This window comes from Microbacterium sp. JZ31 (assembly GCF_016805985.1).
In the GTDB taxonomy this organism is placed as follows: Bacteria; Actinomycetota; Actinomycetes; order Actinomycetales; family Microbacteriaceae; genus Microbacterium.
The window spans coordinates 2415497-2439788 of record NZ_CP017661.1; the positions used below are offsets into that span (position 1 = coordinate 2415497).

Consider the following 24292-nt stretch of genomic DNA (forward strand, 5'->3'; position numbering starts at 1 on the left):
GCCCAGGCAGAATGAAGCGCATGGACTGGCAGATCTCCGAGGACACGGTGCCGTCGAGCCTCGTCACGGAGGCCGACGCCCGGTCCATGGTGGGCCGCCCGCCCGCGTCCGGCGCCTGGCGCGACGGCGACCCGGCCGGCGACCGCCGCTTCGCGGGCTTCGGCGAGCTGAGACTCGAGGGCGGCGGCGTGCTGCCGTCGTTCCGGCTCGCGTACGAGACCTGGGGCGAGCTGAACGCCGCGCGCGACAACGCGATCCTGATCGCGCACGCGCTCACGGGCGACACGCACGTGCGCGGCGACGCCGGTCCCGGGCATCCCACGGCCGGCTGGTGGGGCGACATCGTCGGCCCGGGCGCCCCGATCGACACCGACCGGTGGTTCGTCGTCGCGCCGAACATCCTCGGCGGCTGCCAGGGCTCCACGGGTCCCGCGAGCATTCATCCGGACGGCGAGGCCTGGGCGTCCCGGTTCCCGTACCTCACGATCCGCGACCAGGTCACGGCGCAGGTGCGGCTCGCGGACGCGCTGGGCATCGACGTGTGGGCGGCCGTGGTCGGCGGCTCGATGGGCGGCATGCACGCGCTCGAGTGGGGCGTGGCGCATCCGGACCGGCTCGCGCGCCTCGCGGTGCTGTCGGCGCCGCCCCTGACGACCGCGGATCAGATCGCGCTGAACGCCGTGCAGCTGCAGGCGATCGACATGGATCCGCGCTTCCGCGGCGGCGAGTACTACGACGCCGCGGACGGCGACGGCCCGCATCGCGGCCTCGCGCTCGCGCGGCGCATGGCGCTGCTGAACTACCGCAGCCCCACGGAGCTGAACTCCCGCTTCCAGCGCTCGTGGCAGTCGGGCGTCAGCCCGCTCGGCCACGGCGGCCGGTTCGCCGTGGAGTCGTACCTCGACTTCCACGGCAACAAGTTCACGCGGCGCTTCGACGCCAACACGTACATCCGCCTCGTCGGCGCGATGGACTCGCACGACGTGGGCCGCGAGCGCGGCGGCGTCGAGGCGGCGCTCGCGCGCGTCACGGCGACGACGCTCGTGCTCGGCATCGATTCGGATCGCCTGTTCCCGATCGACGGCCAGCACCGGATCGCGCGCGGCATCCCCCGCACGCTCGACGGCGACGACGCCGTGGTGCTGAACAGCGACTTCGGCCACGACGGGTTCCTGATCGAGACGGCCGCCGTGGGGTCCCACCTGCGGCGCCTGCTCGCCACAGGCTGAGGCCCGCCGCTCCGGACCGGGCCGCGCCCGGCCGCCGCGGCGCTACGCCGCGAGCCGGGCGCGCAGCGAGTCGAGCAGCACCTGCGCGGCGAGGTCGAAGGCCCGCTCGGCGCGCGCGTCGCGGTCGGACTCCTCCGCCAGCACGCGCCCGAGCGTGCGCGTCGGTCCGTCGGGCTTCCAGACGTCCGCGGGGGACGCGAGATCGAAGCCGAAGCCGATCGCGAACGCGTCGATCAGCGTGACGATCGTGAGGATCTCGCCGTCGGGGAATCCGGCGCCCGCCAGCGCCGTGGCCATCTCGTCGTAGGCGCCGATCACGGCGGGGTGGGTGATCGTCTTGCCCACCAGCAGCGGGACGAGCAGCGGATGATCCGCGTACATGCGCCGATGGGCGCGCATCAGCCGCAGGAGGAACGCGTCCCACGACTCCCCCGCCTCCGGATGCACGGCGTAGCGCGAGACGAGCCGACCGCGCATGAGCTCGACGATGCCGTCGCGCCCGTCCACGTGGTTGTACAGCGACGACGGCCGCACGCCCAGGCGCCGCGCGATCGCGTTCACGCCGAAGGGCTCGCCGGAGTCCACGAGCTCCAGGCCCGCGTCGGCGATCCGTTCGGGCGACAGCACTGTCACGCGCGGTCTCGGCACCGGGCCGTCCTCTCGCCGGATGGGATCGAAGGGACGCCGGGTCTTCCGTCCGGCGGCTCCCGTGTGCATAATAACGAACACCATTCGTACGAATGCCATTCGTTTTCGAAGGCCGCCCCACCCCCACCCTGCCGGTCCCACCCACCCGGAGTTGTCATGACTGCCCTCGACCTGTCCACGCGCGTCCCGCTGCGCTTCCCCACCGCGACGGCCACCTTCGCCATCGGCATCGCCGGCTACCTCGGCGTCAACCTCTCGCCCTACATGATCACCGCCGCCCAGGAGGGCCTGGGTCTCGACGTCCTCGCCGCCAGCTGGCTCGTCACCGCGACCCTGCTGCTGACCGCCGTCACGGGCCTCGGGATCGCCCCGCTGTGCGCCGGCGCCCGCCGGCTGCTCGTCGCGCGGATCGGACTGGTGGTCGCGCTCGCCGGCTTCGCCGCCGCGGCGCTCGTCCCGTCGCTCATCGCGGTCGGCCTCATCCTCGGCGGCATCGGCGCCGGCGGCGCCGTGGCCGCCTCGGGCGCCGCGCTCGCCGCGTTCCGCAACCCCGACCGCGTGGCGGGCTTCAACGGCCTCGCCAACCGCGCCGTGATGACGATCGTGCTGGCCGTGGTGCCGGCCATCGGCCTGGCGCCGCTGAACGTGTTCGGCTCGCTGGCGCTGTTCAGCCTCATCGGCCTGCTCGTCTCCGTCTGGCTGCCCGCCGCGCCCGTCGCGGCGCCGCAGGCGGGCGCCGCGATCGCCGAGGCCGTGCCGATCGAGGTCGCCCCGACGGGCACCGTCCGCGCACCGCGCCCCGCCTCGCGCGCCGTCACGATCGCGGGCTTCGGACTGCTCGCGGTGTTCGCGCTCTGGGCCGTCAGCGAGGACTCGCTCTGGGCCATGGCCGGAGTCATGGGCGCCGACCTCGCGGGCCTGACGCCCGAGGGCCTCGGCATCGCCCTCAGCGGCTCGACCGCGGGAGGCCTGCTCGGCTCGCTCGCGCTCATGATCCTCGGCGACCGCCTGGGCCGCGCCGTGCCGCTCGTCGTCCTGCTCGTCGCGGGCGGCGCCCTGAAGATCGCCGAGGGCTTCGTCACCGACCCGACCGTGTTCATCGTCGTCTTCATCGCGTGGAACACGATCTACGCCGTCGCGTTCATGTACTTCGTCGCGACGTCCGCCGCGCTGGATGCCGACGGCCGCTGGTCGGGCCCGCTGTTCGCCGTCTACCTGGTGGGCTCCGCGCTCACGCCGGTGATCGGCGCCGCGCTCGTGGGCGTCTTCGGGTACCAAGGCTTCGCCATCACGCTCGGCGTCGCGAGCTTCGTGCTGGCCGTCCCCGCCGGCGCGATCGCACTGCTCTCCACCCGGCTCGACCGCGCCGCGGCGCGCGAGATGGAGACCGTCGCATGACCCGCACGCTCTATCGCCATGCACGCGTGTTCACGGCCGACGAGCGGGGCTTCGCCGAGGCGCTCGTCGTGGACGGTGCGCGCATCGCGTTCGTCGGCACGGAGGCGGATGCCGTCGCGCAGGCGGGACCGACCGCCGCGTCCGTCGACCTCGAGGGACGCCTCGTGCTGCCCGGCTTCGTCGACGCGCACACGCACCTGCTGATGACGGGAGACGCGCTCGGTCAGGTCGGCCTGACGCACGCGCGGACGCTCGCCGACATCCAGGATCTGCTCCGCCGGGCGCGCGCGGAGGGTGCGGACGACGCGCCCCTGCGGGGACGCGGCTGGCTCTTCGACGCGGTGCCGGGCGGACGGCCGACCGCCGCGATGATCGACGAGGCGGTCGCCGACGTGCCCGTCTACCTCGACGCGAACGACTACCACTCGTGCTGGGTCAACTCGTCGGCGCTCGCCGAGCTCGGCATCACGCGCGAGACGCCGGATCCGATCGGCGGACGCATCGGACGCGACGCGCACGGCGAGCCGGACGGCATGCTCTACGAGACCGCCGCGCAGCAGTTCGCGTGGGCGCACCGCGACGCGACGACGACCGACGCGCAGCGGGACGCGTCGGTCGAGCGCGTGATCGCGGCCTACCTCGCCGCCGGCGTCACGGGCGTGGTCGACATGGCGTTCGACGCGCACGGCCTGGCGGCGTTCGAGCGGGCGCACGCGCGCCGCGGCGGCTCTCTCCCCCTGCGCGTGGCCGCCCACTGGTTCGTGGCCAACACGGGAGACGACGACGCGAACCTCGCCCAGGTCGCGCGCGCCGCGGAGCTCGCCGCGGCCTCGGGCGCCGTGCGCGTGGTCGGCATCAAGCTGGTGCTGGACGGCACGATCGACGCCTGCACGGCCGCGATGCGCGATTCGTACGCGAACGGCTCGAACGCCGAGCCGATCTGGCCCGCCGAGCGGCTGGACCCGGTGGTGGCCGCCGCCGACGCCGCCGGCATGCAGATCGCGCTGCACGCGATCGGCGACGCGGCGAGCACCATGGCCCTCGACGCGATCGAGCACGCGATCGCCGCGAACGGCCCGCGCCCGCGCCGGCACCGCATCGAGCACCTCGAGTACGCCGCCCCCGGCACCGCCGAGCGCATGGCCCGGCTCGGCGTCACGGCGTCGATGCAGCCGGTCCACGCCGACCCGGCCATCTTCGCCAACTGGGCCGCTCAGCTCGGCGACGCGCGCGCCGAGCGCGGCTTCGCCTGGCGCGAGTACGAGGAGGCCGGCGCGCTCCTCGCGTTCTCGACCGACGCGCCCACGGCCCCACTCGACGCGCTCGCGAACATGTACGTGGCCGCCACGCGTGCCTCCGCCCTGGACCCGGCCGTGCCCGCCGTGCACCCGCAGCAGGCCGTGCCGCTGGATCGCGCGCTGGCCCACGCGACGCGGGACGCCGCGACGTCGATCGGCGACGGATCGTGGCGCGGGCGCCTCGCACCCGGCTACGCCGCCGACTTCGCGGTGGTCGACGCCGATCCGTTCGGCGATCCGGCCGCGCTGCTGAGCGCACGCGTGGTCCGGACCGTCGTGGACGGGCGCACGGCCTTCGAGGAGTAGCGGCTCAGGCGCCGAGCATGCCCTCGACCGCCCGCAGCAGCAGCGCGGAGCGGTCGGAGCCGGCGCCCCAGCGGACGAGGCCCTGTGCACCTGTGCCGTCGATCATGGCCAGCACCTGCCAGGCGGCCCCGGCCGCGTCGGCCACGCGGAAGTCGCGCGTCGCGAGCCCGGCCTCGACGACGTCCTGCACGAGGCGCTGCCACGCGTCCATCTGGGTGCGCACGGCCGCCGCCAGCGCGTCGTTGCGGCGGCCGAGCGCCCACGCCTCGACCCACACGGCGGTCACCTCGTCGCGCTCGCCGCTTGCGAGCGTCCGGATGAGCGCGGCGAGCGCCGCACGGGGATCTCCCGCTCCCGCCACGATCGCGGTCACCTCGTCGAGCTCGCGCGCCACGATGCCCGCGAACGCGTCGGCGACGAGCGCGTCCATCCCGTCATCCGCGTAGTGCGCCACGAGCGCGGGGGCGACGCCGGCGCGGGCGGCGACCGCGCGCAGGGTCACGGCGCCGAGGCCGTCGGCGAGCGCCACGGCGCGCGCCGCGTCGGCGATCGCGGCGCGGCGCTCCTCCGGGGCGCGGCGCGGGGCGCGCGGGCGTGATGCGGTTGACACCCTGCCAGCGTAGCCGTTAGCGTCGACTTATTGATCGCATGATCAATAGAACGGAGACCCGGATGTCCTGGCGCATGCCCGCAGAGACCGCGCCGCACGAGCGCACCTGGATGGCCTTCCCGCGCGTGGGCCCGACGCTCGGCGAGAGCGACGTCGAGCGCGAAGCCGGCTACGCCGCGTGGGCGGCCGTCGCGCACGCGGTCTCCCGCTTCGAGCCCGTGACGATGCTCGTCGACCCGAGCGAGATCGGTCGCGCCCGGCGCATCCTTCCGGCCGACATCGAGCTGATCGAGGCGCCGGTCGACGAGTTCTGGATGCGCGATCACGGCCCGACGTTCGTCACGGACGGCGAGCGCCTGGGCGCGGTCGACTGGGTCTTCAACGGGTGGGGCGCCCCCGACTGGGCGCAGTGGCAGCTGTCCGCGGCGCACGCGCGGCTGATCGCCGAGCATGTCGGCGCGGAGGTCCTCTCGTCGCTGCTCGTGAACGAGGGCGGCGGCATCCACGTCGACGGCGAGGGCACGGTGCTCGTCACCGACACCGTGCAGCTCGACCCGCGCCGCAACCCGTTCGCCGACCGCGCGCGGGTCGAGGCCGAGCTGGCCCGCACCCTGGGCGCGACGCGCGCGGTCTGGCTGCCGCGCGGCCTCACGCGCGACTATGACGACTTCGGCACGAACGGCCACGTCGACATCGTCGCGACCATCCCCTCCCCCGGGCGGCTGCTGCTGCACGACCAGCAGGATGCGGCGCATCCGGATCACGTGGTCACGCGCCAGCTGCGCGACATCCTGCAGGACCAGACGGATGCCGCCGGACGCCGGTTCGAGATCGTCGACCTGCCCGCCCCCGCCACGCTGACGGACGGGCACGGCCCCGTCGACTGGAGCTACGTCAACCACCTCGTCGTGAACGGCGGCGTGATCGCCTGCGGATTCGGCGAGCCCGAGGCCGACGCCCGCGCCGCCGCGATCCTCGCGGACGAGTACCCGGGCCGCGAGGTCGTGACCGTGGACGCGCGCGAGATCTTCGCGCGTGGCGGCGGCATCCACTGCATCACGCAGCAGCAGCCCGCCCTCGCCGCGGTCCCGCAGCGTGCGCAGGGGGACGTCCGATGATCGAGGTGCACGAGGCGACGATCGCCGACCTGCGCGCCGCGCTCGAGGACGGCCGCACCACGGCGGTCGCGCTCGTCGAGGCGTACCTCGCTCGCATCGCCGCGTACGACGGGGAGCTGAACGCCGTCGTGGTGCGCAACCCGGAGGCCGTCACCGAAGCGCGCGCGTCGGACGAGCGCCGCGCGGCCGGAGAGTCCCTCGGCCCGCTCGACGGCATCCCCTACACCGCCAAGGACAGCTACCTCGTGCGCGGCCTCACCGCCGCGGCGGGGAGCCCCGCGTTCGCCGACCTGGTCGCGCAGCGCGACGCGTTCGCGATCGAGCGGCTGCGCGCGGGCGGTGCGATCTGCCTGGGCCTGACGAACATGCCCCCCATGGCGAACGGCGGCATGCAGCGTGGGCTGTACGGCCGCGCCGAGAGCCCCTACAACCGCGCGTACCTCACGAGCGCGTTCGGCTCCGGCTCGTCCAACGGCTCCGGCACCGCGACGGCGGCGAGCTTCGCGGCCTTCGGGCTCGGCGAGGAGACGTGGTCGAGCGGCCGCGCGCCGGCGTCGTGCAACGCGCTGTGCGCGTACACGCCGTCGCGGGGCGTGATCTCGGTGCGCGGCAACTGGCCGCTCGTGCCGACGATGGACGTCGTCGTGCCGCACACGCGCACCATGGCCGACCTGCTCGAGCTGCTGGACGTCGTGGTCGCTCCCGATCCCGACACGCGCGGCGACTTCTGGCGCTCCCAGCCATGGGTGCCGGTTCCGCCCGTCTCCCGTCCCGCGTCGTACCCCGCGCTCGCGCGCGAGGCCTCGCTCGCGGGGCGTCGGATCGGCGTCCCGCGCATGTACATCGGACGCGATCCGGAGGCCGGCACGAACCCGGACGGCGGCATCGGCGGGTCCACGGGAAAGCGGATCGTCACCCGCCCTTCCGTCCTCGGCCTGTGGGCCGACGCGCGCGCGGCGCTCGAGGCGGCCGGCGCCGAAGTCGTCGAGGTCGCCTTCCCGCTCGTGACGAACTACGAGGGCGACCGCCCCGGCGCGCCGACGATCCGGACGCGCGGCATCGTCCCGCCGGAGTACCTCGACCGGGAGATCCTCGACCTGTCGGCCTGGGCGTGGGACGACTTCCTCGCGGCCAACGGCGATCCGGCCCTCCCGGGGCTGGCAGAGGTCGACGGCGCGGCGATCTTCCCCGCGCCCGAGGGCGCGCTCCCCGACCGCTACTCGGGCTTCGACGACGACATCGCGGCGTACCCGGACTGGGTGCGCGCGCATCCCGGCACGACGCTGCAGGACTTCGCCGACCTCGCTGCGGGCCTCGCGGGCCTCGAGGAGACGCGCCGGATCGACCTGGAGCGCTGGATGGACGACCTCGGCCTCGACGCGGTCGCGTTCCCCGCCATGGCGGACGTCGCGCCGGCCGACATGGACGTGGATCCCGCGTCCGCCGACCTCGGCTGGCGCAACGGCGTATGGGTCGCGAACGGCAATCTCGCGATCCGCCACCTGGGCGTGCCGACCGTCACGGTGCCCATGGGCACGATGCCCGACACCCGGATGCCCGCAGGCCTGACGTTCGCGGGGCGCGCGTACGACGACGCCGCGCTGCTGGCGCTCGCGGCGGCGTTCGAGGCGACCGGCTCGCGCCGCACTCCTCCCCCGCTCACGCCCCCGCTCTGACCCACCCCGCCCGCTGGTTGAGCGAGAGCGCGCAGCGGCAGGGACCGGCCCGTTTCGACTCGCTCCGCTCGCTCAACGAACAACAGGGAAAACAACCCCCTGCTGGTTGAGCGAGGGAGCGCAGCGACAGGGACCGGCCCGTTTCGACTCGCTTCGCTCGCTCAACGAACAACAGGGAAAACACCCCGCCCGCTGGTTGAGCGAGAGAGCGCAGCGGCAGGGACCGGCCCGTTTCGACTCGATTCGCTCGCTCAACGAACAACAGGGAAAACACCCCGCCCGCTGGTTGAGCGAGAGAGCGCAGCGGCAGGGACCGGCTCGTTTCGACTCGATTCGCTCGCTCAACGAACAACAGGGGAAACACCCCGCCCTATGGTTGAGCGAGAGAGCGCAGCGACAGGGACCGGCCCGTTTCGACTCGCTTCGCTCGCTCAACGAACAACAGGGAAAACAACCCGCCTGCTGGTTGAGCGAGGGAGCGCAGCGACCGAGTCGAAACCGCCCGGACCGACGAACGGGGGCGGGGAAGGATTCCTTCCCCGCCCCCTGGGGGTTCTCGCGTGTGCGGCTCTCAGGCCACGCGGATGAGCTTCTTGTTCACGAACTCGTCGGCCGCGAGCAGGCCCAGCTCGCGCGAGGTGCCGCTGCGCTTCACGCCGCCGAACGGCAGCTCGGGGCTGTCGGCGAGCACGCAGTTGACGTAGACCATGCCCGCCTCGATCGCGTCCGCGACGCGGCCGGCCTGGGCCGGGTCCGTCGAGAACACGTACGAGCCGAGGCCGAACGGGGTGTCGTTCGCGATGCGCACGGCGTCCGCCTCGTCGGCCGCGCGGTAGACGACGCCGACCGGGCCGAACAGCTCCTCGCGGTACACGTCCATGTCGGGCGTCACGCCGGTGAGCACGGTCGCGGGGAAGAACGCGCCGTCCCGCGTGCCGCCGACCGCGACCTGCGCGCCCTGCGCCACCGCCGAGTCGACCTGCTCCTGCAGCCGCTCGGCCGCTGCGAGCGACGACAGCGGGCCGAGCACGGTGTCCTCGTCCGTCGGGTCGCCCACCTTGGCGGCAGCCATCGCCGCCGTGAACTTCTCGACGAAGGCGTCGTACAGCTCGTCGACCACGATGAAGCGCTTGGCGGCGTTGCAGGACTGGCCGGTGTTGTCCAGGCGCGCGTCCACCGCGTTCTGCACGACCGTGTCGAGGTCGTCCGTCGACAGCAGCACGAACGGATCCGATCCGCCCAGCTCGAGCGCGACCTTCTTCAGGTGCTGCCCCGCGAGCGACGCGACGGCCGCGCCGGCGCGCTCGGATCCGGTCACCGAGACGCCCTGCACGCGCGGGTCGGCGATGATCGTCGCGGCCTGCTCGTTCGAGGCGTACACGTTCACGTAGCCGCCCTCGGGCAGGCCCGCGTCGGCGTAGATGCCCGCGAGGATCGCGGACGACTCGGGGCACTGCGGCGCGTGCTTCAGGATGATCGTGTTGCCGATCACGAGGTTCGGCGCGGCGAAGCGCGCGACCTGGTACGCCGGGAAGTTCCACGGCATGATCCCGAGCAGCACGCCCAGCGGGGCGCGGCGCACGACCGCGCTGCCCTCGCCGAGGATGTCGATCGGCTGATCCGCCGTGATCTTCTCGGCGCTGTCGGCGTAGAACTCCACGATGTCCGCCGCGAAGTCGACCTCGCCGCGCGAGGCCTCGAGCGGCTTGCCCATCTCGCGCGTCATGGCGGCCGCGAGCTCCTCGCGGCGCGCGCGGTGCAGCTCGGCGATGCGGCGTACGACCGCCGCGCGGTCCGCGACCGGCGTGGCGCGCCAGGCCTGGAAGCCCGCGTGCGCCGTGGCGATCGCGTCCTGGATCTCGGCGTCGGTGGCCTCGGGGTACTCCGCCACCGTCTCGCCGGTGGCGGGGTTCACGACTGCGTAGGTCATCGGATGCTCTCCTTTGCGCTGACAGGTGCTCCCACGGGGAGGATTCGACCGCGGAAGAATTCGGGCTGCCGCACGGCCATGATCGCCATGATGATCACGCCGAGCACGAGGATGGCGATGCCCAGGATGCCCACGATGCCGACGCCCGCGATGTTCTCGCCCGAGCCGTAGGTCGGGTCCAGCGAGTCGGACAGCGTCATGACGAACAGTGCGAGCAGGATGATGCCGCCCAGGAGCGGGGCGAGGAACCGCGTCAGGAAGGCCGACACGGAGTCGAACCACTGCTTGCGGAAGAACCACACGCAGGCGAACGCCGTGAGGCCGTAGTAGAAGCAGATCATCATGCCGAGCGTGAGGATGGTGTCCCACAGCACGTTCTCGCTGACGAAGCGCATCACGGCGTAGAAGCCTCCCGCGACGGCCACCGACACGATGATCGCGAACACGGGGGTCTTGTGCGTGGGGTGCACCGCGTCGAACTTCGCCGGCAGCGCCTTGTAGTGGCCCATCGCGAGCAGCGTGCGCGCGGGGCCGATGATCGTGGACTGCAGCGAGGCGGCCGAGCTGACCAGGACCGCGAGCGAGATCAGGAACGCCCACGGGCCCATGATGGAATCCGCCAGGCCGAAGAAGACGTTCTCCACCACGTCCTCGTTGAGCAGGCCGCCCTCGCCCTCGCCGACGCCGGCGAACATGATGAGCGCGAACGCCAGCAGCAGGTAGAGCCCGCCGACCACGATCACGGTGAGCGTGGCCGCACGGCCCGGCGTGCGCTCGGGGTCGATCGTCTCCTCGTTCATCGTGAGGGTCACGTCCCATCCCCAGAAGATGAAGATGGACACCGACAGGCCCGCGACGACCGCCGAGAGGCTGCCGACCGTGAACGGGTTCAGCCAGTTCGCGTCGAACGGGATCGAGTTCACGCCGCCCTCGAGCGCCTTGCCGATCGCGAGCGCGGCGAACAGCACCAGCACCGCGACCTGGAATCCGACCAGCACGACCTGGAAGACCTTCGACTCCTTCATGTCCCGGAACGACAGGTACGCCGCCCCGACCATGAAGAGCAGACACACGGCGACGTTGATGAAGGGGTTGAACGTCAGGTCGGCGATGGCGGGGTTGCCGGTGATCTGCGAGATCAGCAGGAAGAGGAAGTCCACCGCGACGGCCGCGAGGTTCGACAGCACGAGCACCGTGGCGATCACGAGGCCCCACGACGCCATCCAGCCGATCCACGGCCCGAAGGCCCGGGTGGCCCACGTGAACGTCGTGCCCGAGTCGGGCATGACCTTGTTCAGCTCGCGGTAGCCGAGCGCCACCAGCAGCATCGGGATGAAGCCGAGCAGGATGACGGCGGGGGCCTGCGTGCCGACCTCGGCGGCCGCGGGGCCGAGCGAGATCGTGAACGTGTACGCGGGAGCGACGGTGGACACGCCGATCACGGTGGCGCCGAACAGTCCGACCGCGCCGACGGCGAGGCCCTTGCTCGAGATCACCTGGGTGATCAGGCCGGGCTTGCCGGCCTGTGCGGTCTCGCCGGCGCCGTCGGCCTGGCGGGTTGTTTCGGTCATGCGGGTTCCTCTGGGGTTCGGGTAGGTGGGGCCCGGGGTGGGGATATCAGGCTCCGAGGTCGGTGATCAGGGTGTCGGCGACGAGGCGGCCCATGCGGATCGCGCCGTCGACGTGCTGGTAGCCGGCGCCTGCGATGTCGCTGCAGGCGAAGTGGACGGGACCCACGGGGGTGCGCAGGTCCGATCCGTACCGGTGCAGGCCGCCGAGGTCGAAGCTCGCGGCGTAGGCGCCGCGGGTCCATTCCTCGGCGCCCCAGTCGCTCTCGTAGTACACGACGGGGTTCTTGGCCTCGGGGCCGTAGTAGGCCGCGAGGGAGTCCAGGATGCGCGCCTTGCGCTCCTCGGCGGGCAGCTCGAACACGCCGTCCGCCTGCGCGTCGGAGACGAACGCGACGAGCGTGCCGCGCTCATCCTGGTGGTTCGTGTTGTCGTACGCCTCGTGGCACAGCTGGTACGGGCTGAACACGGTGCCGGACAGCCCCGCCTCGCGCCAGAACGGCCGGTCGTACACCGCGTGCACCTTGATCACGAGCCCCATGGAGAGGTGCTGGTGCAGCTGGTGCTGGCGTCGCGGCAGGGGCGGATCGAACGTGATCCGGCTGTACAGGACGGGAGCGTGCGCCAGGATGACGCGCTGGGCGCGCACGGTCATCCCGTCGCTCGTGACGACCACTCCGCCGTCGCCGTACTGGATCCGCCGCACGGGCTGGCCGAGGTGGACGTCGTCGCCCAGGCGCGCGGCGAGCCGCTTGGAGACCTCCTGCATGCCGCCGACGATCCGCCGGTCGAGGATGAAGTCGGCGTCGACGAGATTGGAGAAGCTGCCCGCGCTGGCGGCCATCAGCATGGCCTGCAGCGTCGAGAACGCGTGGGCGGGCTTGGTCAGCATCGCGGGGCCGATGAAGAGCGCGATGTTGTCGCGCGCCTCGACGTCGTCGGTCTCCTGCGCGAGCCACGCCTCGAACGAGATCGTGTCGAGCTCGGCGGCGCGCGGGTGCTCCCACGGCCGGTCGGGGTCGAGCTCGGCGACCATGGCGTCGAGCTTGTCGATCAGGCGCACGAGCTCCGCCTCGGTCTCGGGCGCCACCGGGAAGATGTCGCCCGTGAAGCGCGTGTGCTCGCCGGCCTTCGAGATGTAGATGCTGTCGCCCTCGCGGTAGCGCTCGAAGGTCTCGAGCCCGAGCTCCTCGAGCGTCTCGAGCAGCGCCTCCTGGTCGGGCGAGACCCACTGGCCGCCGATCTCGAGGGTCGCGCCCTCGATGTCGTCCGACCAGGTGCGTCCGCCGACGCGATCGCGGGCCTCCAGCACGGCGACGCTGAGGCCTGCCGACTTCAGCCGGTTGGCGGCGGTGAGGCCGGCGGGGCCGGCGCCGACGACGACGACGTCACGGGTGATCTCCGTCATGACCCTGCCCCTCACGCGGCCGCGAGCGCGGCGGTCACGACGTCGAGCGCCTCGTTCAGCAGGTCGTCGCCGATCGACAGCGGCGGCAGGAAGCGGATGACGTTGCCGAACGTGCCGCAGGTCAGCACGATCACGCCCTGCGCGATCGAGGCCTTCGCGATGGCCGCGGTGAGCGCGGCGTCGGGCTCGCCCGTCTCGGGGTCGACGAACTCGAGCGCCATCATGGCGCCGTGGCCGCGCACGTCGCCGAGACGCGGGTCGGAGGCCTGGACCGCAGCGAAGCGCTCGCGGATGACGGCGCCGATCTCGTTCGCGCGCTCGACGAGGTTCTCGCTCTCGTATGCGTCGATGGCGGCCAGCGCCGCGGCGCACGCGATCGGGTTGCCGCCGTACGTGCCGCCCAGGCCGCCGGGGTGCGAGGCGTCCATGATCTCGGCGCGGCCCGTGACGGCCGCGAGCGGGAGGCCGGCGGCGATGCCCTTGGCGGTCGTGATGAGGTCGGGCACGATGCCGAAGCGCTCGCTCGCGAACATCGCGCCGGTGCGGCCGAAGCCCGTCTGCACCTCGTCGGCGATGAACACGACGCCGTTCGCCTGCGCCCACTCGACGAGCGCGGGCAGGAACCCGTCGGCCGGCACGATGAAGCCGCCCTCGCCCTGGATCGGCTCGATGATGATCGCCGCGACCTGGTCGCCGCCGATCTGCTTCTCGATCATGGTGATGGCGCGCTTGGCGGCCTCGGCGCCGCTCAGGCCGTCGCGGAACGGGTACGACAGCGGTGCACGGTACACCTCGGGTGCGAACGGACCGAAGCCCGACTTGTACGGCATGGTCTTGGCGGTGAGTGCCATGGTGAGGTTCGTGCGGCCGTGATAGCCGTGGTCGAACGCCACGACGGCCTGGCGGCCCGTGTGCTTGCGGGCGATCTTGATCGCGTTCTCGACCGCCTCGGCACCCGAGTTGAACAGCGCGGTCTTCTTCTCGTGATCGCCCGGCGTGAGCCGGTTCAGCGCCTCGGCGACCTCCACGTACGACTCGTACGGCGACACCATGAAGCACGTGTGCGTGAAGGCCGCGACCTGGCGCTGCACGGCCTCGACGACCTTCGGGTGCGCGTTGCCCACCGTGGTCACCGCGATGCCGGAGCCGAGGTCGATCAGCGAGTTGCCGTCGGCGTCGACCACGACGCCGCCGCCCGCCGCGACGGCGGAGATGGGCGCGGTGTGACCGATGCCGACCGGAACGGCCGCGGCCTTGCGGGCGAGCAGCTCCTGCGAGCGGGGGCCGGGGATCTCGGTGACGAGGCGGCGCTCCTGCGGCAGCGCGGGTCCTCCGGTCACGGTGCCGGCGTGGGGCGAGTCGGTGGTGACGGTCATGCGGGCAGTCTAGGCGACGCGGGCAAGCCCCACAACGAATTCCGTCGTGCTACCCCTCAACCGCCGCGAAATCCGTAGCTGATATCGCGATCCTCGCGTGACTTCGATGCCACTGTCCGGATCGAGGGACGGTTCCGTCCGTTCAGGCCAGCGCGGGCGCGCGCCGCCGCTCGAGAGCAAGGCTCGCCAGCACGAGACCGACGCCCAGGACCGCGAGCACGATGCCGAGCCAGGCGGGCGCGACGTAGCCCCAGCCGAGCGCGATCACGCCGCCGCCGAGCGCGGCGCCGAGGCTGTTGCCGACGTTCATGCCGGAGTGGTTCAGGGCGGACGCGATCGTCGGGCGATCCTCGGACACGTCCATCAGGCGGGTCTGGACGGCGGGTCCCGCGAGCGCGCTGATCGCGCCGAACAGGAACATCGCGGCGACGAGCGTCGCGGGGATGTGCGACGCGGCGCCCACGACCGCCGAACCCACGGCGAGCAGGACGAAGGCCGCGATCAGGGCACGCGGCAGATTGCGGTCGGCCGCCACGCCGCCGACCAGATTTCCCACCGTCATGCCGAGGCCCGTCGCGACGAGGGCGATCGGCACGGCCCACTCGGGAGCCCCGGCCACCTCGGTCATGAGCGGCGCGATGTAGCTGTAGATCGCGAAGAACGAGCCGAAGCCGATCGCGCCGACCCCGAGCGCGAGCCACACCTGCCCGATGCGGAACACGCCCAGCTCGTGACGCAGCGAGCGCGAGCCGTCACCCGGCATGGCGGGCACCGTCAGCGCGATCATGAGCGCGGCGAGGGCGAACAGTCCGACGACGACGCCGTACGCGACGCGCCATCCGGCGAGCTGCCCGAGCCAGGTGCCGAGCGGCACGCCCACCACATTTGCGACCGTCAGGCCACTCATCACGATCGCCACGCCGCGGGCGCGGTTGCCGGGCCCGAGCAGCTCGGCGGCCACGACGGCGGCGATGCCGAAGTACGCGCCGTGCGGCAGACCCGCGATCAGGCGCGCGACCGCGACGGTCTCGAATGTCGGCGCGATCACCGTCAGGAGGTTGCCGACCAGCAGGCTCGCGGCCAGCACGATCAGCACGCGGTGCCGCGGGAAGCGCGCCGCGTAGCCCGCGATGAGCGGCGCGCCGATCACGACACCGAGCGCGTAGACGCTGATCAGCAGGCCGGCCTGGGCGATGGCCGCCTCCTGGCTGCCCGCCCAGGCGTCGGGCAGCAGCTCCTGCGCGATGCCGGGCAGCAGGCCCATCGAGACGAATTCGGTCATGCCAATGCCGAAGGAGCCGATGGCGAGGGAGAGGAGCGCCCACATCGCCGCCCCCCTCGACGTGGTCGAGGGAGTCACGAGTCAAGAGCTTAGGGCAGGATCGGGGCCCGCCGTCGCGCGCGCTCCCGATCGCCGCCCGGGTCGCGCGCTCCGGCGGCCGCCGCAGGGGCCTCCTGCGAGGCGAGCCCCAGCTCGTCGACGACCGCGGCCACGCGCGCCCGCTGGGCCTCGTCGAGGCCGCGAAGCGGCAGCGGCAGACTGCCGGGCCGGACCAGCCCGAGATGCTCGGCGACCGCGGCGACGACGCGCAAGCTCCCGCCGAACTGCGCGAACAGATCCCAGAGCGGGGCCAGTCGCTCGGACGCGCGGTTCGCCTCGTCCGCCCGGCCGGCCAGCGCCGCGCGGGTGAGGGCGAGCGCCGGCGCCGGCAGGGTGCCGGCGATGACCGAGTACCAGGCGTCGCAGCCTGCGTCGAGGCCGCGCGCGGCGAACGGGTCGCCCGACACGCCCACGGTGACGTGCGCGGGGACGACCGCGCGGATCGCCGCGACGCGTTCGCGCGCCGCGGCCGCGTCGACCGGCACGCCGGGGATCTTGATCGACGCGACGTTCGGCAGCGCGGCGATGCGCCCGTACAGCTCCGTGGTGAAGGCGAAGTGCGTGGTCCCCGGGTTGTCGTAGACGATCAGCGGGACGGACAGGCCCGCGGCGACGTCCTGGTACAGCCCGAAGACGTCGTCCTCGGTGAGCGCCTGGTAGCCCAGGGGCGCGAGCAGGACGGCGGCGGCGCCCGCGTCCTGGGCGTCGTCGGCGAGGGCCTGCACCTGGCTGGTGCGCATCGCGCCGATCCCCGCGAAGACGGGCACGCTCCCCGCGTTCTCCACCGCCCTGCGCACGACGAGGCGGCGCTCCTCCCGGGACAGGTAGGCGTAGGAGCCGGTCGAACCGAGCGCCGTGATCGAGTCCACCCCGGCGTCACGGAGGCGGGCGATCAGTCCCGCATAGGCCGGCTCGTCGACGGTGTCGTCGACGAGAGGGGTGAGGGGGAAGGCGCTGAGTCCGGTGAACATGCGCACGAGTGCTCCTTGTCGTGGAAGGGCGGGATCCTGCCGCCGGGAGGCGACGTCCGCGGCGAGGGCCGCTGTCTCTCAGGGCTGATCGCCCGCGGAGTCCTCGATCGCCCGCTCGAGGCGCTCGATCTTGCCGTCGAGCTCGCCCGCGTAGCCGGGGCGGATGTCGGCCTTCAGCACGAGCGAGACGCGCGAGCCGAACGGCAGGACCGCCTCCGTGGCGCGCTTGACGACATCCATCACCTCGTCCCAGGTCTCGCCCTCGATCTCGGTGAACATCGATGTCGTGCGGTGCGGCAGGCCGGACTCGCGCACGACCTTCACGGCCGCGGCGACCGCGTCGTGGACGGAGCCGTGCGGGTTGGCGTCGTTCGACCCGGACGGGGCGACGGAGAAGGCGACGAGCATGGGGGTGTCCTTTCGTCAGACGGTGGCGGCCGGCTGCACGGCGGGATGCCGCACATCGGAGCGGACGGGAACGCGCGCGAGCCGCACGATCGCCCAGACCATGAGGGCCACGAGCACGACGTTGCGCGCCGTGAGGACGGCGACCGCCGACACGTCGGCGACGAGCAGCAGCCCGTACATCAGGGGGTAGACGATCTGCGTGAGCGCGGCGGAGAGCAGGGCGAGGGCCGCGAGCGGTCGTGCGCGGCGCCGGTCGAGCACGATCCACAGCACGAGCGGCGGGATCAGCCAGTCGTGGAACTGCGGCGAGCCGACCTTGTTGAGCGCGATCAGCACGACGACGAGCGCGAGCGCGAGCGGCGGCAGCAGGCGCACGACCGACGCCCCGCGGCGCGCCTTGATCGCGCCGATCAGCACGACGGCCGCCGCGGCGAGCGCGAGCAGCGGCGTCATGGCCGCGATCACCACGTCGACGTGCGGGCCGGTCACCTGGAACGTAAGGATCTCGTCGTCGTAGAACAGCCACCAGCCGTCGAGCCGCAGCGCGGCTCCCCACAGGTACAGTCCGCTGACGGGAGCCTCGAGCTGCAGGCCGCGACCGGTCTGCGCCGTGACGAAGCCCAGCAGATGCGCCGCTCCCCCCGGCAGGATCACGGCGGCCGCGATCACCGCGGACGTCACGAGCGCACCGCCGACGATCTCGGCGCGGCGACGCAGCGCGACGAACGCGGCCGCGAGCAGCGCGGCCGGCCACACCTTGATCCAGGTGCCCGCCGCCACCAGCACGGAGGCGAGGAAGGGCCGCCGCACGAGCCAGAGCAGTCCCGCGATCGCGAGCGGCACGGTGACGGCGTCGATCCGGTACATGCCGACCGGGCCCAGCAGCAGGATGAACGCGAGCCAGAACCGCGCCGCCGCGCGCCGCGAGCGGGAGCGGCCGTCGCCGAGCAGCAGCCAGAACCCCGCGGCGTTGCACAGGGTCACGAGAACGGCCCACGCGATGGTGTAGCCGCCGAGCCACGCGAACGCGTGCGCCAGGATCAGGGGCGCCAGCGCGAGGTGCGGGTAGACCCACGGCTCGGTGATGCCGACGATGCCCGCGCCGTGCAGCGCGGCGGTCGACCACGGCTCGTACACGAAGTAGACGTCGCCCATGGGCTGGTTCGGCATCCGCCAGCCGAGCCACGCGACGAGCAGGTGCACGGCCGCGAACGCGAGCCAGAGCACGAGGGTGCGGCTCCATCGGGACCCGCCGGGGAACGGTCGCCGACGCACGCTCCACATCCTAGGAGGCGGCGGACAGCGCCGCGGCGTACGCCCGCGGCAGGTGCGCGGCGACCTCCAGCGCGGTGATCGGATGTCCCGCGGCGCCGTCCGCGACGCCGGCGGCGAGGCGCGCGGCGTGGCCGTGCAGCCAGGCTCCCGTCGCGGCGGACTTCGCCAGTCCCTCGGCGTCGAGCGGGCCCGCGGCGGCAGCGGCGGCCGCGACCCCGCCGATCACGCCCGCCAGCACATCGCCCGTGCCGGCGGTCGCCAGCCAGGGCGTGCCCGCGCGCACCACGGCGTACCAGCCGGTCGGCGCCGCGACGATCGTCGCCGCGCCCTTGAGCAGCACGGCTCCGCCGAGCGCCACGGCGGTCTCGCGGGCGACGAGCAGCCGCTCGTCGAAGCCGCGGCGCAGCCGGTCGGCGAGCGGATCGTCGCCCTCGACGTCGTCCACGCCGAGCCCGAGCGGGATCCGCACCTCCTTGAGCTCGCCGTCGTGCGGCGTGACCACCACGGGTCCGCGCGCCTCGGCCGCGAGATCGAGCGCGCCGGCGTCGACGACGACCGGGGCGCCCGATCGCAGCACGTTCACGAGCGTCGCGCGCTCGGCGTCCGTGCGCGCTCGCGCGTCCATGCCGGATCCGATCACCCAGGCGTCGGTCCGGCCCTCCCCGTCACGACCTCCGGCCGGCGCTGCAGCACCAGGCGGGCGACGTCGGGGTCGCCGATCCAGCGCACCATGCCGGCCCCGCCGCGGGCCGCTCCCTCCACGCCGAGCACGGCGGCGCCCGGGTAGGAGGTCGACCCGGTGCGCAGACTCACGACACCCCGGGAATACTTGTGGGAGGTCGCGGTTGGCATCCGGAGCACGGATGCGGCATCCGCCGCGGTCCATTCCCGAGCTTCCATGTCGTCACCCTATGCCCGTCCGTCGGGCACGCGATCGGAGATCCATGAGCCTGCTGTTCAGCCCGCTGTCCCTGCGCGACGTCACCGTGCGCAATCGCCTCTGGGTGGCGCCGATGTGTCAGTACAGCGCCGAGGACGGCCTGCCGAACGACTGGCATCACGTGCACCTCGCCCAGTTCGCGTCGGGCGGCGCGGGCCTGGTCGTCGCCGAGGCGACCGCGGTCGTGCCGGAGGGCCGGATCTCGCCGCGGGACACGGGGCTGTGGAGCGACGCGCACCGCGACGCGTGGCGCCCGATCGTCGACGCGATCCACTCGCGCGGCGCTCTCGCGGGCGTGCAGCTCGCGCACGCGGGGCGCAAGGGCTCCACGTGGTGGCCGTTCTCGGGGCAGCGAGGCAGCGTCCCCGCCGAGGACGGCGGCTGGACCGCCGTCGCGCCGTCGGCCATCGCCTACGAGGGCTATGCGACGCCCGTCGCGCTCGACGCCGACGGCATCGCGGCGCTCGTGGAGGGCTTCCGGGCGGCCACGCGTCGCGCGCTGGACGCCGGCTTCGACGTGCTCGAGGTGCACGCCGCGCACGGCTACCTGCTGCACGAGTTCCTCTCGCCGCTCAGCAACGAGCGCACGGACGAGTGGGGCGGATCGCTCGAGAACCGCGCGCGCGTCGTGCTGGACATCGTGCGGGCGGTGCGCGCCGAGGCCGGCGAGGCCGTCCCCGTGCTCGTGCGCTTCTCCGCCTCGGACGCGGCTCCCGGCGGCCTCGAGCCCGACGACGTCGCGCGCGTCGCGCGCTGGGCCCTGGACGCCGGCGCCGACCTGTTCGACATCTCCTCGGCGGGGCTCGTCGCGCACCAGCAGCTGTCGGTCGGCCCCGGCTACCAGGTGCCGTTCGCGGCGCGCATCCGCGAGGTCGCCGAGGTGCCCGTCGCGGCGGTCGGGATCATCACGAGCGGCACGCAGGCCGAGCAGATCCTGCAGGACGGCGACGCCGATGCGATCTTCGCGGCGCGCGAGTGGCTGCGCGATCCGCACTTCGGCCTGCGCGCCGCGACCGAGCTCGGCGAGGACCCCGAGTCGCTGTGGCCGCCGCAGTACCTCCGGGCGCACCGTCCGGCTCGCCAGGCGGCGGTCGCCGTGCGCTGAGCCCACGTTCCATGACGTGAGCCCGCCTCGTTCCCGAGGCGGGCTCACTGCGTGGTGCGTGCCGGCTTACCGCCGGCGGCGGGTGGCGTCGTGGATCTCGCCGATCAGCTCCTCGAGGATGTCCTCCAGGAACAGCACGGCGGTCGTGCGGCCCTCGGCGTCGCGGACGCGGGCGAGGTGACGGCCCTGGCGGCGCATCACGGCGAGCGCGTCCTCGAGATCGGTCGTCTCCTGCACCGGCACCATGTGGTGGATGCGCTTGGCCGGGATCGGACGGGCCGCCTTCGCGGGCACATCCTCGTCGTCCGCCGCGCGCAGGATGTCCTTCAGGTGCACGTAGCCGACCGGATCGCCCTCGGGATCGACGATCACGTAGCGCGAGTAGCCGTGCTTGGCGACCGCGCGTTCGATCTCGTCGGGCGTCGTCGTCTCCGGCAGCGACACGATCTCGCCGAGCGGCACGGCGACGTCCCCCGCCTTCTTGTCCGTGAACTCCAAGGCGGCGGCCACCGTGCCCGACACGTCGTCGAGCACGCCCTCGCGACGCGACTGCGTCACGATCGTCGCGACCTCGTCCAGCGTGAACGTCGACGCCGCCTCGTTCTTCGGCTCCACGCGGAACAGCCGGAGCACGGCGTTCGCGATCCAGTTCAGCGCCCAGATCAGCGGATGGAACACCTTCGACACCCACACGAGCGGCGTCGCCAGCAGCAGCACCGCGCGATCGGGCACGGAGAACGCGAGGTTCTTCGCGACCATCTCGCCGAACACGACGTGCAGGTACGACACGAGCACGAGCGCGATCACGAACGCGACGGTGTCGACGAGCCCCTCGGGAAGACCCGTGAGCCCCAGCGGCACCTCGAGCAGGTGGTGGATCGCCGGCTCGGACACGTTCAGGATCAGCAGCGAGCAGATCGTGATGCCGAGCTGCGACGTCGCGAGCATGAGCGTCGCGTGCTCCATGGCGTACAGCGCGGTGCGCGCGGCGCGCGAGCCGCGCTCGGCGAGCGGCTCGATCTGCGAGCGGCGCGCCGAGATGACGGCGAACTCGGCACCGACGAAGAAGGCGTTGGCGAGCAGCAGCACCACGAGCCATGCGATTCCGGCCCAGTCGCTCATCGGTCGCCTCCCTTCGTCGCGGCGGATCCGGCGTCGGCGGGGCGGCCCTCGATGATCGGATCCGGCACGGGCGCGGGGTCGGGGGTGAACCGGACCCGGTCGACGCGGCGGCCGTCCATGCGCTCGACGGTCAGCACGCCGTCCTCGAGGCGCACGGCGTCGCCGACGGCCGGGATGCGCTCCAGCACGCTCATGATGTAGCCGCCGACCGTGTCGTACGCGTCGTCCTCCGGCACCTCGATCTCGGCGCGGTCGCGCAGCTCGTCGGGGCGCAGCTGACCCGGGAAGGTCAGCGAGTCGCGGTGGCGCACGACGCCCGCCAGGCGCCGGTCGTGCTCGTCGGCGACCTCGCCCACGATCTCCTCGACCAGGTCCTCGAGTGTGACCACGCCGGCCGTGCCGCCGTACTCGTCGACCACGACCGCCATCTGGTAGCCGCGCGAGCGCAGCTCGGAGACGAGCTGGTCGAGGTGGACGGTCTCGGGCACGCGCAGCGGCTCGGTCGCGAGCGCGGCGGCGGGCACGTCCGCGCGCCGCTCGCGCGGCACGGACACGGCCGCCTTGAGGTGCACGATGCCCACGATGTCGTCCATCGAGTCGCCGAACACGGGAAACCGGCTGTGGCCGGTCTGACGTGCGAGCTCGATCACGTCGTCCGTCGAGTCGCCTGCCGCGACGGCGTGCATGCGGGGCCGCGGCGTCATGACGTCGCCCGCCGTGAGGCGCGCGAAGGTGAGGCTGCGGTCGAGCAGGGTCGCGGTGTCCTCCTCGAGCACGCCCGCGAGCGCGGAGCGCCGCACGAGCGACGACAGCTCCTCAGCCGTGCGAGCGCCCGACAGCTCCTCCTTCGGCTCGACGCCGAGTCGGCGCAGCACGGCGTTGGCGCTGCCGTTGAGGAGCACGATGGCCGGCCGGAAGACCGTCGTGAAGGCGATCTGGAACGGCGTGACGATCTTCGCGGTGGCGAGCGGCAGCGCGAGCGCGAAGTTCTTCGGCACGAGCTCGCCCAGGATCATCGACAGGATGGTCGCGATCGCCACGGCGACGACGGTCGCGATGGGCGAGACCGCCCCCTCCGCCAGGCCCCACGACAGGAGCGCGGGCTCCAGCAGGTGCGAGAACGCCGGCTCGAGCGTATAACCCGTCAGCAGCGTCGTGAGCGTGATGCCCAGCTGAGCGCTCGAGAGGTGCGTGGACGTCTGCCGCAGCGCGGCGATCGTCATGCCGAGGCGGGTCTCGCCCCGGTCTCGGCGGGCCTCGAGATCCGCGCGGTCGAGGTTCACGAGTGCGAACTCGCTCGCGACGAAGAGGCCGGTGCCGACCGTCAGAAGGAGCCCCACGCCGAGCAGGATCAGGTCCATGCCGATCCCCCTCCGCTCATCGCGAAGTCGTGGCTGTGGGGCGAGGGACTACTGGGAGGGTCATCCATAGGTCTCCGAGTCTAGGGGCGACGCCTATGCGTCGGTCGAGAGCGGGGAGCTCCGCTCGTCCGGGATCCCGTGCCGCCCATCCCACCAGTCGAGGACGCGGGTGCCGACGAGCGTGAGCCACTTGGACGGCTCGCCGGGCGGCACATCCGTCTCGAACCACTGGAGGCCCGGCTCACGATCGCCCTGCAGCCAGGTTCCGTCGCGACGCCGCGCGGAGCGGATCACGTCGATCGCCTCCGCCAGTCGCGGATCCGGACCCGTGCCGTCCTGCAGCGCCGCGGCGCGGAAGTGATCGGCCGCGCGCAGCGCGCTGTAGCGCCAGCGGAACGGGAACAGGAACCGCGCCGCCCACGGCCCGACGGTCTCGCCGGTCGAGAGCCGGCGCAGCAGCCGCCGGTCCAGCAGGTACTCCTCGCCGCGCAGGCGCGCGGCGCGCACCGACGTGTCTCCGGACAGCACCTCGTACTCGCGCAGGCCGATCACCGCGTTGAGCGTCGAGTGGAACGACGAGCGCGTGCTCCCCTCCGGCCACTCGCAGTTCCAGCCGCCGTCCTCGAGCTGGTGGGCGGGGAACCATGCGGCGAGCGCGGTCACGTCGACGCCGAGCCAGGCGCCGGACGACAGCGTCATGGCGTTGATGCAGACGTCGGTCTCGCCGCCCCAGTACGGCAGGTCGTCGTACTCCCAGCGGCAGTTCGCGGCGATCCGCTCGGCCGTGTCGCCGAGCACCTCGGCATCGAGGCCCCAGCCCTGCAGCGCCTTCAGGCTCCAGTCGGTCGACACCCACGGCTGGGCGCCCTCGTCGGTCTCGCCGATCGCGACGCCCGCGGCGCACCAGCCCTCGCCCGGGAAGTGCGCGCCGCGCGCCCACGTGCCCTCCGGGTCCTGCCTCTCCAGCAGCATCCGGCCGAAGCCCTCGGTCGCGACCCGCGCGCGCGTCGCCCGCCACACGTACTCCGGCAGCTGCAGGAGGTCGCGCTCGACCTGCCAGCGCAGGGCCGGGTCGGCGTCGAGCAGCCAGTCCGCGAGCTCGGGGGCGATCGCCATGGCGTCACAGTACGACGCGGCAGGAGGCCCGCGCGAGGGACCTCCTGC

Annotated in this window: 21 protein-coding genes; 6 read left to right on the forward strand and 15 right to left on the reverse strand. The window is 73.0% G+C overall.

From position 1 onward, the window contains the following. Window positions 1-20 precede the first annotated feature (20 nt). Window positions 21-1229 carry a homoserine O-acetyltransferase MetX gene (gene metX, locus BJP60_RS11515; protein WP_203135890.1) on the forward strand — a complete coding sequence of 403 codons (1209 nt, stop codon included), beginning with the start codon at window positions 21-23 and terminating at the stop codon, window positions 1227-1229. Between the two features lie 42 nt (window positions 1230-1271). Here metX and BJP60_RS11520 read toward each other — a convergent pair whose 3' ends face one another. Further along, window positions 1272-1877 carry a TetR/AcrR family transcriptional regulator gene (locus tag BJP60_RS11520; protein WP_203135891.1) on the reverse strand — a complete coding sequence of 202 codons (606 nt, stop codon included), beginning with the start codon at window positions 1875-1877 and terminating at the stop codon, window positions 1272-1274. Between the two features lie 156 nt (window positions 1878-2033). Here BJP60_RS11520 and BJP60_RS11525 point away from each other — a divergent pair, with 156 nt between their 5' ends. Together BJP60_RS11525 and BJP60_RS11530 are read left to right on the forward strand one after the other, a co-directional pair. Next, entirely contained in the window at window positions 2034-3275 is a 1242-nt protein-coding gene (locus BJP60_RS11525; protein ID WP_203135892.1) for an MFS transporter, read from the forward strand. Next, entirely contained in the window at window positions 3272-4879 is a 1608-nt protein-coding gene (locus tag BJP60_RS11530) for an amidohydrolase (protein ID WP_203135893.1), read from the forward strand. Before BJP60_RS11525 ends, BJP60_RS11530 begins: the two co-directional genes overlap by 4 nt. Before the next feature lie 4 nt (window positions 4880-4883). On the opposite strand, the gene BJP60_RS11535 is transcribed toward BJP60_RS11530, so the two are convergent. Beyond that, the gene (locus BJP60_RS11535) at window positions 4884-5489 is read right to left on the reverse strand and encodes a TetR family transcriptional regulator C-terminal domain-containing protein (protein WP_203135894.1); all 606 of its coding nucleotides are present in this window, start codon (window positions 5487-5489) and stop codon (window positions 4884-4886) included. Window positions 5490-5551: 62 nt separating this feature from the next. Here BJP60_RS11535 and BJP60_RS11540 point away from each other — a divergent pair, with 62 nt between their 5' ends. Together BJP60_RS11540 and BJP60_RS11545 are read left to right on the forward strand one after the other, a co-directional pair. Beyond that, on the forward strand, window positions 5552-6607 hold the full coding sequence (locus BJP60_RS11540) for an agmatine deiminase family protein (protein WP_203135895.1): 1056 nt from the start codon (window positions 5552-5554) through the stop codon (window positions 6605-6607). Further along, window positions 6604-8283, forward strand: coding sequence for an amidase (locus BJP60_RS11545; RefSeq protein WP_203135896.1), 1680 nt, complete (start codon window positions 6604-6606; stop codon window positions 8281-8283). Before BJP60_RS11540 ends, BJP60_RS11545 begins: the two co-directional genes overlap by 4 nt. A 571-nt stretch (window positions 8284-8854) precedes the next feature. Here BJP60_RS11545 and BJP60_RS11550 read toward each other — a convergent pair. The 10 genes from BJP60_RS11550 to BJP60_RS15530 all read right to left on the reverse strand — a co-directional run bounded on the left by BJP60_RS11550 (window position 8855) and on the right by BJP60_RS15530 (window position 19500). Then, window positions 8855-10213 (reverse strand): NAD-dependent succinate-semialdehyde dehydrogenase, encoded by a 1359-nt coding sequence (locus BJP60_RS11550; protein ID WP_203135897.1) that lies wholly within the window; start codon window positions 10211-10213, stop codon window positions 8855-8857. Continuing rightward, window positions 10210-11784: an APC family permease gene (locus tag BJP60_RS11555; protein ID WP_203135898.1), complete on the reverse strand. Its 1575-nt coding sequence runs from the start codon at window positions 11782-11784 to the stop codon at window positions 10210-10212. The genes BJP60_RS11550 and BJP60_RS11555 overlap by 4 nt, the downstream gene beginning before the upstream one ends. Before the next feature lie 46 nt (window positions 11785-11830). Continuing rightward, a complete protein-coding gene (locus BJP60_RS11560; RefSeq protein WP_203135899.1) occupies window positions 11831-13189 on the reverse strand; it encodes a flavin monoamine oxidase family protein in 1359 nt (452 codons plus the stop codon). An 11-nt stretch (window positions 13190-13200) separates the two neighbouring features. After that, the gene (gene gabT / locus BJP60_RS11565; protein WP_203135900.1) at window positions 13201-14565 is read right to left on the reverse strand and encodes a 4-aminobutyrate--2-oxoglutarate transaminase; all 1365 of its coding nucleotides are present in this window, start codon (window positions 14563-14565) and stop codon (window positions 13201-13203) included. A gap of 142 nt (window positions 14566-14707) precedes the next feature. Beyond that, the gene (locus BJP60_RS11570) at window positions 14708-15892 is read right to left on the reverse strand and encodes an MFS transporter (protein ID WP_203135901.1); all 1185 of its coding nucleotides are present in this window, start codon (window positions 15890-15892) and stop codon (window positions 14708-14710) included. A 44-nt stretch (window positions 15893-15936) separates the two neighbouring features. Next, a complete protein-coding gene (locus BJP60_RS11575; RefSeq protein ID WP_203139293.1) occupies window positions 15937-16917 on the reverse strand; it encodes a dihydrodipicolinate synthase family protein in 981 nt (326 codons plus the stop codon). Between the two features lie 78 nt (window positions 16918-16995). Continuing rightward, the gene (locus BJP60_RS11580) at window positions 16996-17325 is read right to left on the reverse strand and encodes a thiamine-binding protein (RefSeq protein ID WP_203135902.1); all 330 of its coding nucleotides are present in this window, start codon (window positions 17323-17325) and stop codon (window positions 16996-16998) included. 15 nt (window positions 17326-17340) lie between these two features. After that, window positions 17341-18600 carry a hypothetical protein gene (locus BJP60_RS11585; RefSeq protein ID WP_238439408.1) on the reverse strand — a complete coding sequence of 420 codons (1260 nt, stop codon included), beginning with the start codon at window positions 18598-18600 and terminating at the stop codon, window positions 17341-17343. A gap of 10 nt (window positions 18601-18610) precedes the next feature. Next, the gene (locus BJP60_RS11590; protein ID WP_336244346.1) at window positions 18611-19225 is read right to left on the reverse strand and encodes an NAD(P)H-hydrate dehydratase; all 615 of its coding nucleotides are present in this window, start codon (window positions 19223-19225) and stop codon (window positions 18611-18613) included. 11 nt (window positions 19226-19236) lie between these two features. Then, window positions 19237-19500 (reverse strand): hypothetical protein, encoded by a 264-nt coding sequence (locus BJP60_RS15530; protein WP_336244347.1) that lies wholly within the window; start codon window positions 19498-19500, stop codon window positions 19237-19239. A 44-nt stretch (window positions 19501-19544) separates the two neighbouring features. Between BJP60_RS15530 and BJP60_RS11595 the strand changes: the two genes are divergently transcribed. Then, entirely contained in the window at window positions 19545-20645 is a 1101-nt protein-coding gene (locus BJP60_RS11595) for an NADH:flavin oxidoreductase/NADH oxidase (protein WP_203135904.1), read from the forward strand. A 66-nt stretch (window positions 20646-20711) separates the two neighbouring features. On the opposite strand, the gene BJP60_RS11600 is transcribed toward BJP60_RS11595, so the two are convergent. From BJP60_RS11600 to BJP60_RS11610, 3 genes are all read right to left on the reverse strand, one after another. After that, a complete protein-coding gene (locus BJP60_RS11600) occupies window positions 20712-21767 on the reverse strand; it encodes a hemolysin family protein (protein ID WP_203135905.1) in 1056 nt (351 codons plus the stop codon). After that, window positions 21764-23128: a hemolysin family protein gene (locus tag BJP60_RS11605; RefSeq protein WP_203135906.1), complete on the reverse strand. Its 1365-nt coding sequence runs from the start codon at window positions 23126-23128 to the stop codon at window positions 21764-21766. Before BJP60_RS11605 ends, BJP60_RS11600 begins: the two co-directional genes overlap by 4 nt. 93 nt (window positions 23129-23221) lie before the next feature. After that, window positions 23222-24244 carry a squalene cyclase gene (locus BJP60_RS11610; RefSeq protein WP_203135907.1) on the reverse strand — a complete coding sequence of 341 codons (1023 nt, stop codon included), beginning with the start codon at window positions 24242-24244 and terminating at the stop codon, window positions 23222-23224. Window positions 24245-24292: the final 48 nt, after the last annotated feature.

Coding starts and splice junctions, on each gene's coding strand:
- metX (WP_203135890.1), top strand. CDS start 21: ATGGACTGGCAGATCTCCGAGGACACGGTGCCGTCGAGCCTCGTCACG.
- BJP60_RS11525 (WP_203135892.1), top strand. CDS start 2,034: ATGACTGCCCTCGACCTGTCCACGCGCGTCCCGCTGCGCTTCCCCACC.
- BJP60_RS11530 (WP_203135893.1), top strand. CDS start 3,272: ATGACCCGCACGCTCTATCGCCATGCACGCGTGTTCACGGCCGACGAG.
- BJP60_RS11540 (WP_203135895.1), top strand. CDS start 5,552: ATGTCCTGGCGCATGCCCGCAGAGACCGCGCCGCACGAGCGCACCTGG.
- BJP60_RS11545 (WP_203135896.1), top strand. CDS start 6,604: ATGATCGAGGTGCACGAGGCGACGATCGCCGACCTGCGCGCCGCGCTC.
- BJP60_RS11550 (WP_203135897.1), bottom strand. CDS start 10,213: ATGACCTACGCAGTCGTGAACCCCGCCACCGGCGAGACGGTGGCGGAG.
- BJP60_RS11555 (WP_203135898.1), bottom strand. CDS start 11,784: ATGACCGAAACAACCCGCCAGGCCGACGGCGCCGGCGAGACCGCACAG.
- BJP60_RS11560 (WP_203135899.1), bottom strand. CDS start 13,189: ATGACGGAGATCACCCGTGACGTCGTCGTCGTCGGCGCCGGCCCCGCC.
- gabT (WP_203135900.1), bottom strand. CDS start 14,565: ATGACCGTCACCACCGACTCGCCCCACGCCGGCACCGTGACCGGAGGA.
- BJP60_RS11570 (WP_203135901.1), bottom strand. CDS start 15,892: ATGTGGGCGCTCCTCTCCCTCGCCATCGGCTCCTTCGGCATTGGCATG.
- BJP60_RS11575 (WP_203139293.1), bottom strand. CDS start 16,917: ATGTTCACCGGACTCAGCGCCTTCCCCCTCACCCCTCTCGTCGACGAC.
- BJP60_RS11580 (WP_203135902.1), bottom strand. CDS start 17,325: ATGCTCGTCGCCTTCTCCGTCGCCCCGTCCGGGTCGAACGACGCCAAC.
- BJP60_RS11590 (WP_336244346.1), bottom strand. CDS start 19,225: ATGGACGCGCGAGCGCGCACGGACGCCGAGCGCGCGACGCTCGTGAAC.
- BJP60_RS15530 (WP_336244347.1), bottom strand. CDS start 19,500: ATGGAAGCTCGGGAATGGACCGCGGCGGATGCCGCATCCGTGCTCCGG.
- BJP60_RS11595 (WP_203135904.1), top strand. CDS start 19,545: ATGAGCCTGCTGTTCAGCCCGCTGTCCCTGCGCGACGTCACCGTGCGC.
- BJP60_RS11600 (WP_203135905.1), bottom strand. CDS start 21,767: ATGAGCGACTGGGCCGGAATCGCATGGCTCGTGGTGCTGCTGCTCGCC.
- BJP60_RS11605 (WP_203135906.1), bottom strand. CDS start 23,128: ATGGACCTGATCCTGCTCGGCGTGGGGCTCCTTCTGACGGTCGGCACC.
- BJP60_RS11610 (WP_203135907.1), bottom strand. CDS start 24,244: ATGGCGATCGCCCCCGAGCTCGCGGACTGGCTGCTCGACGCCGACCCG.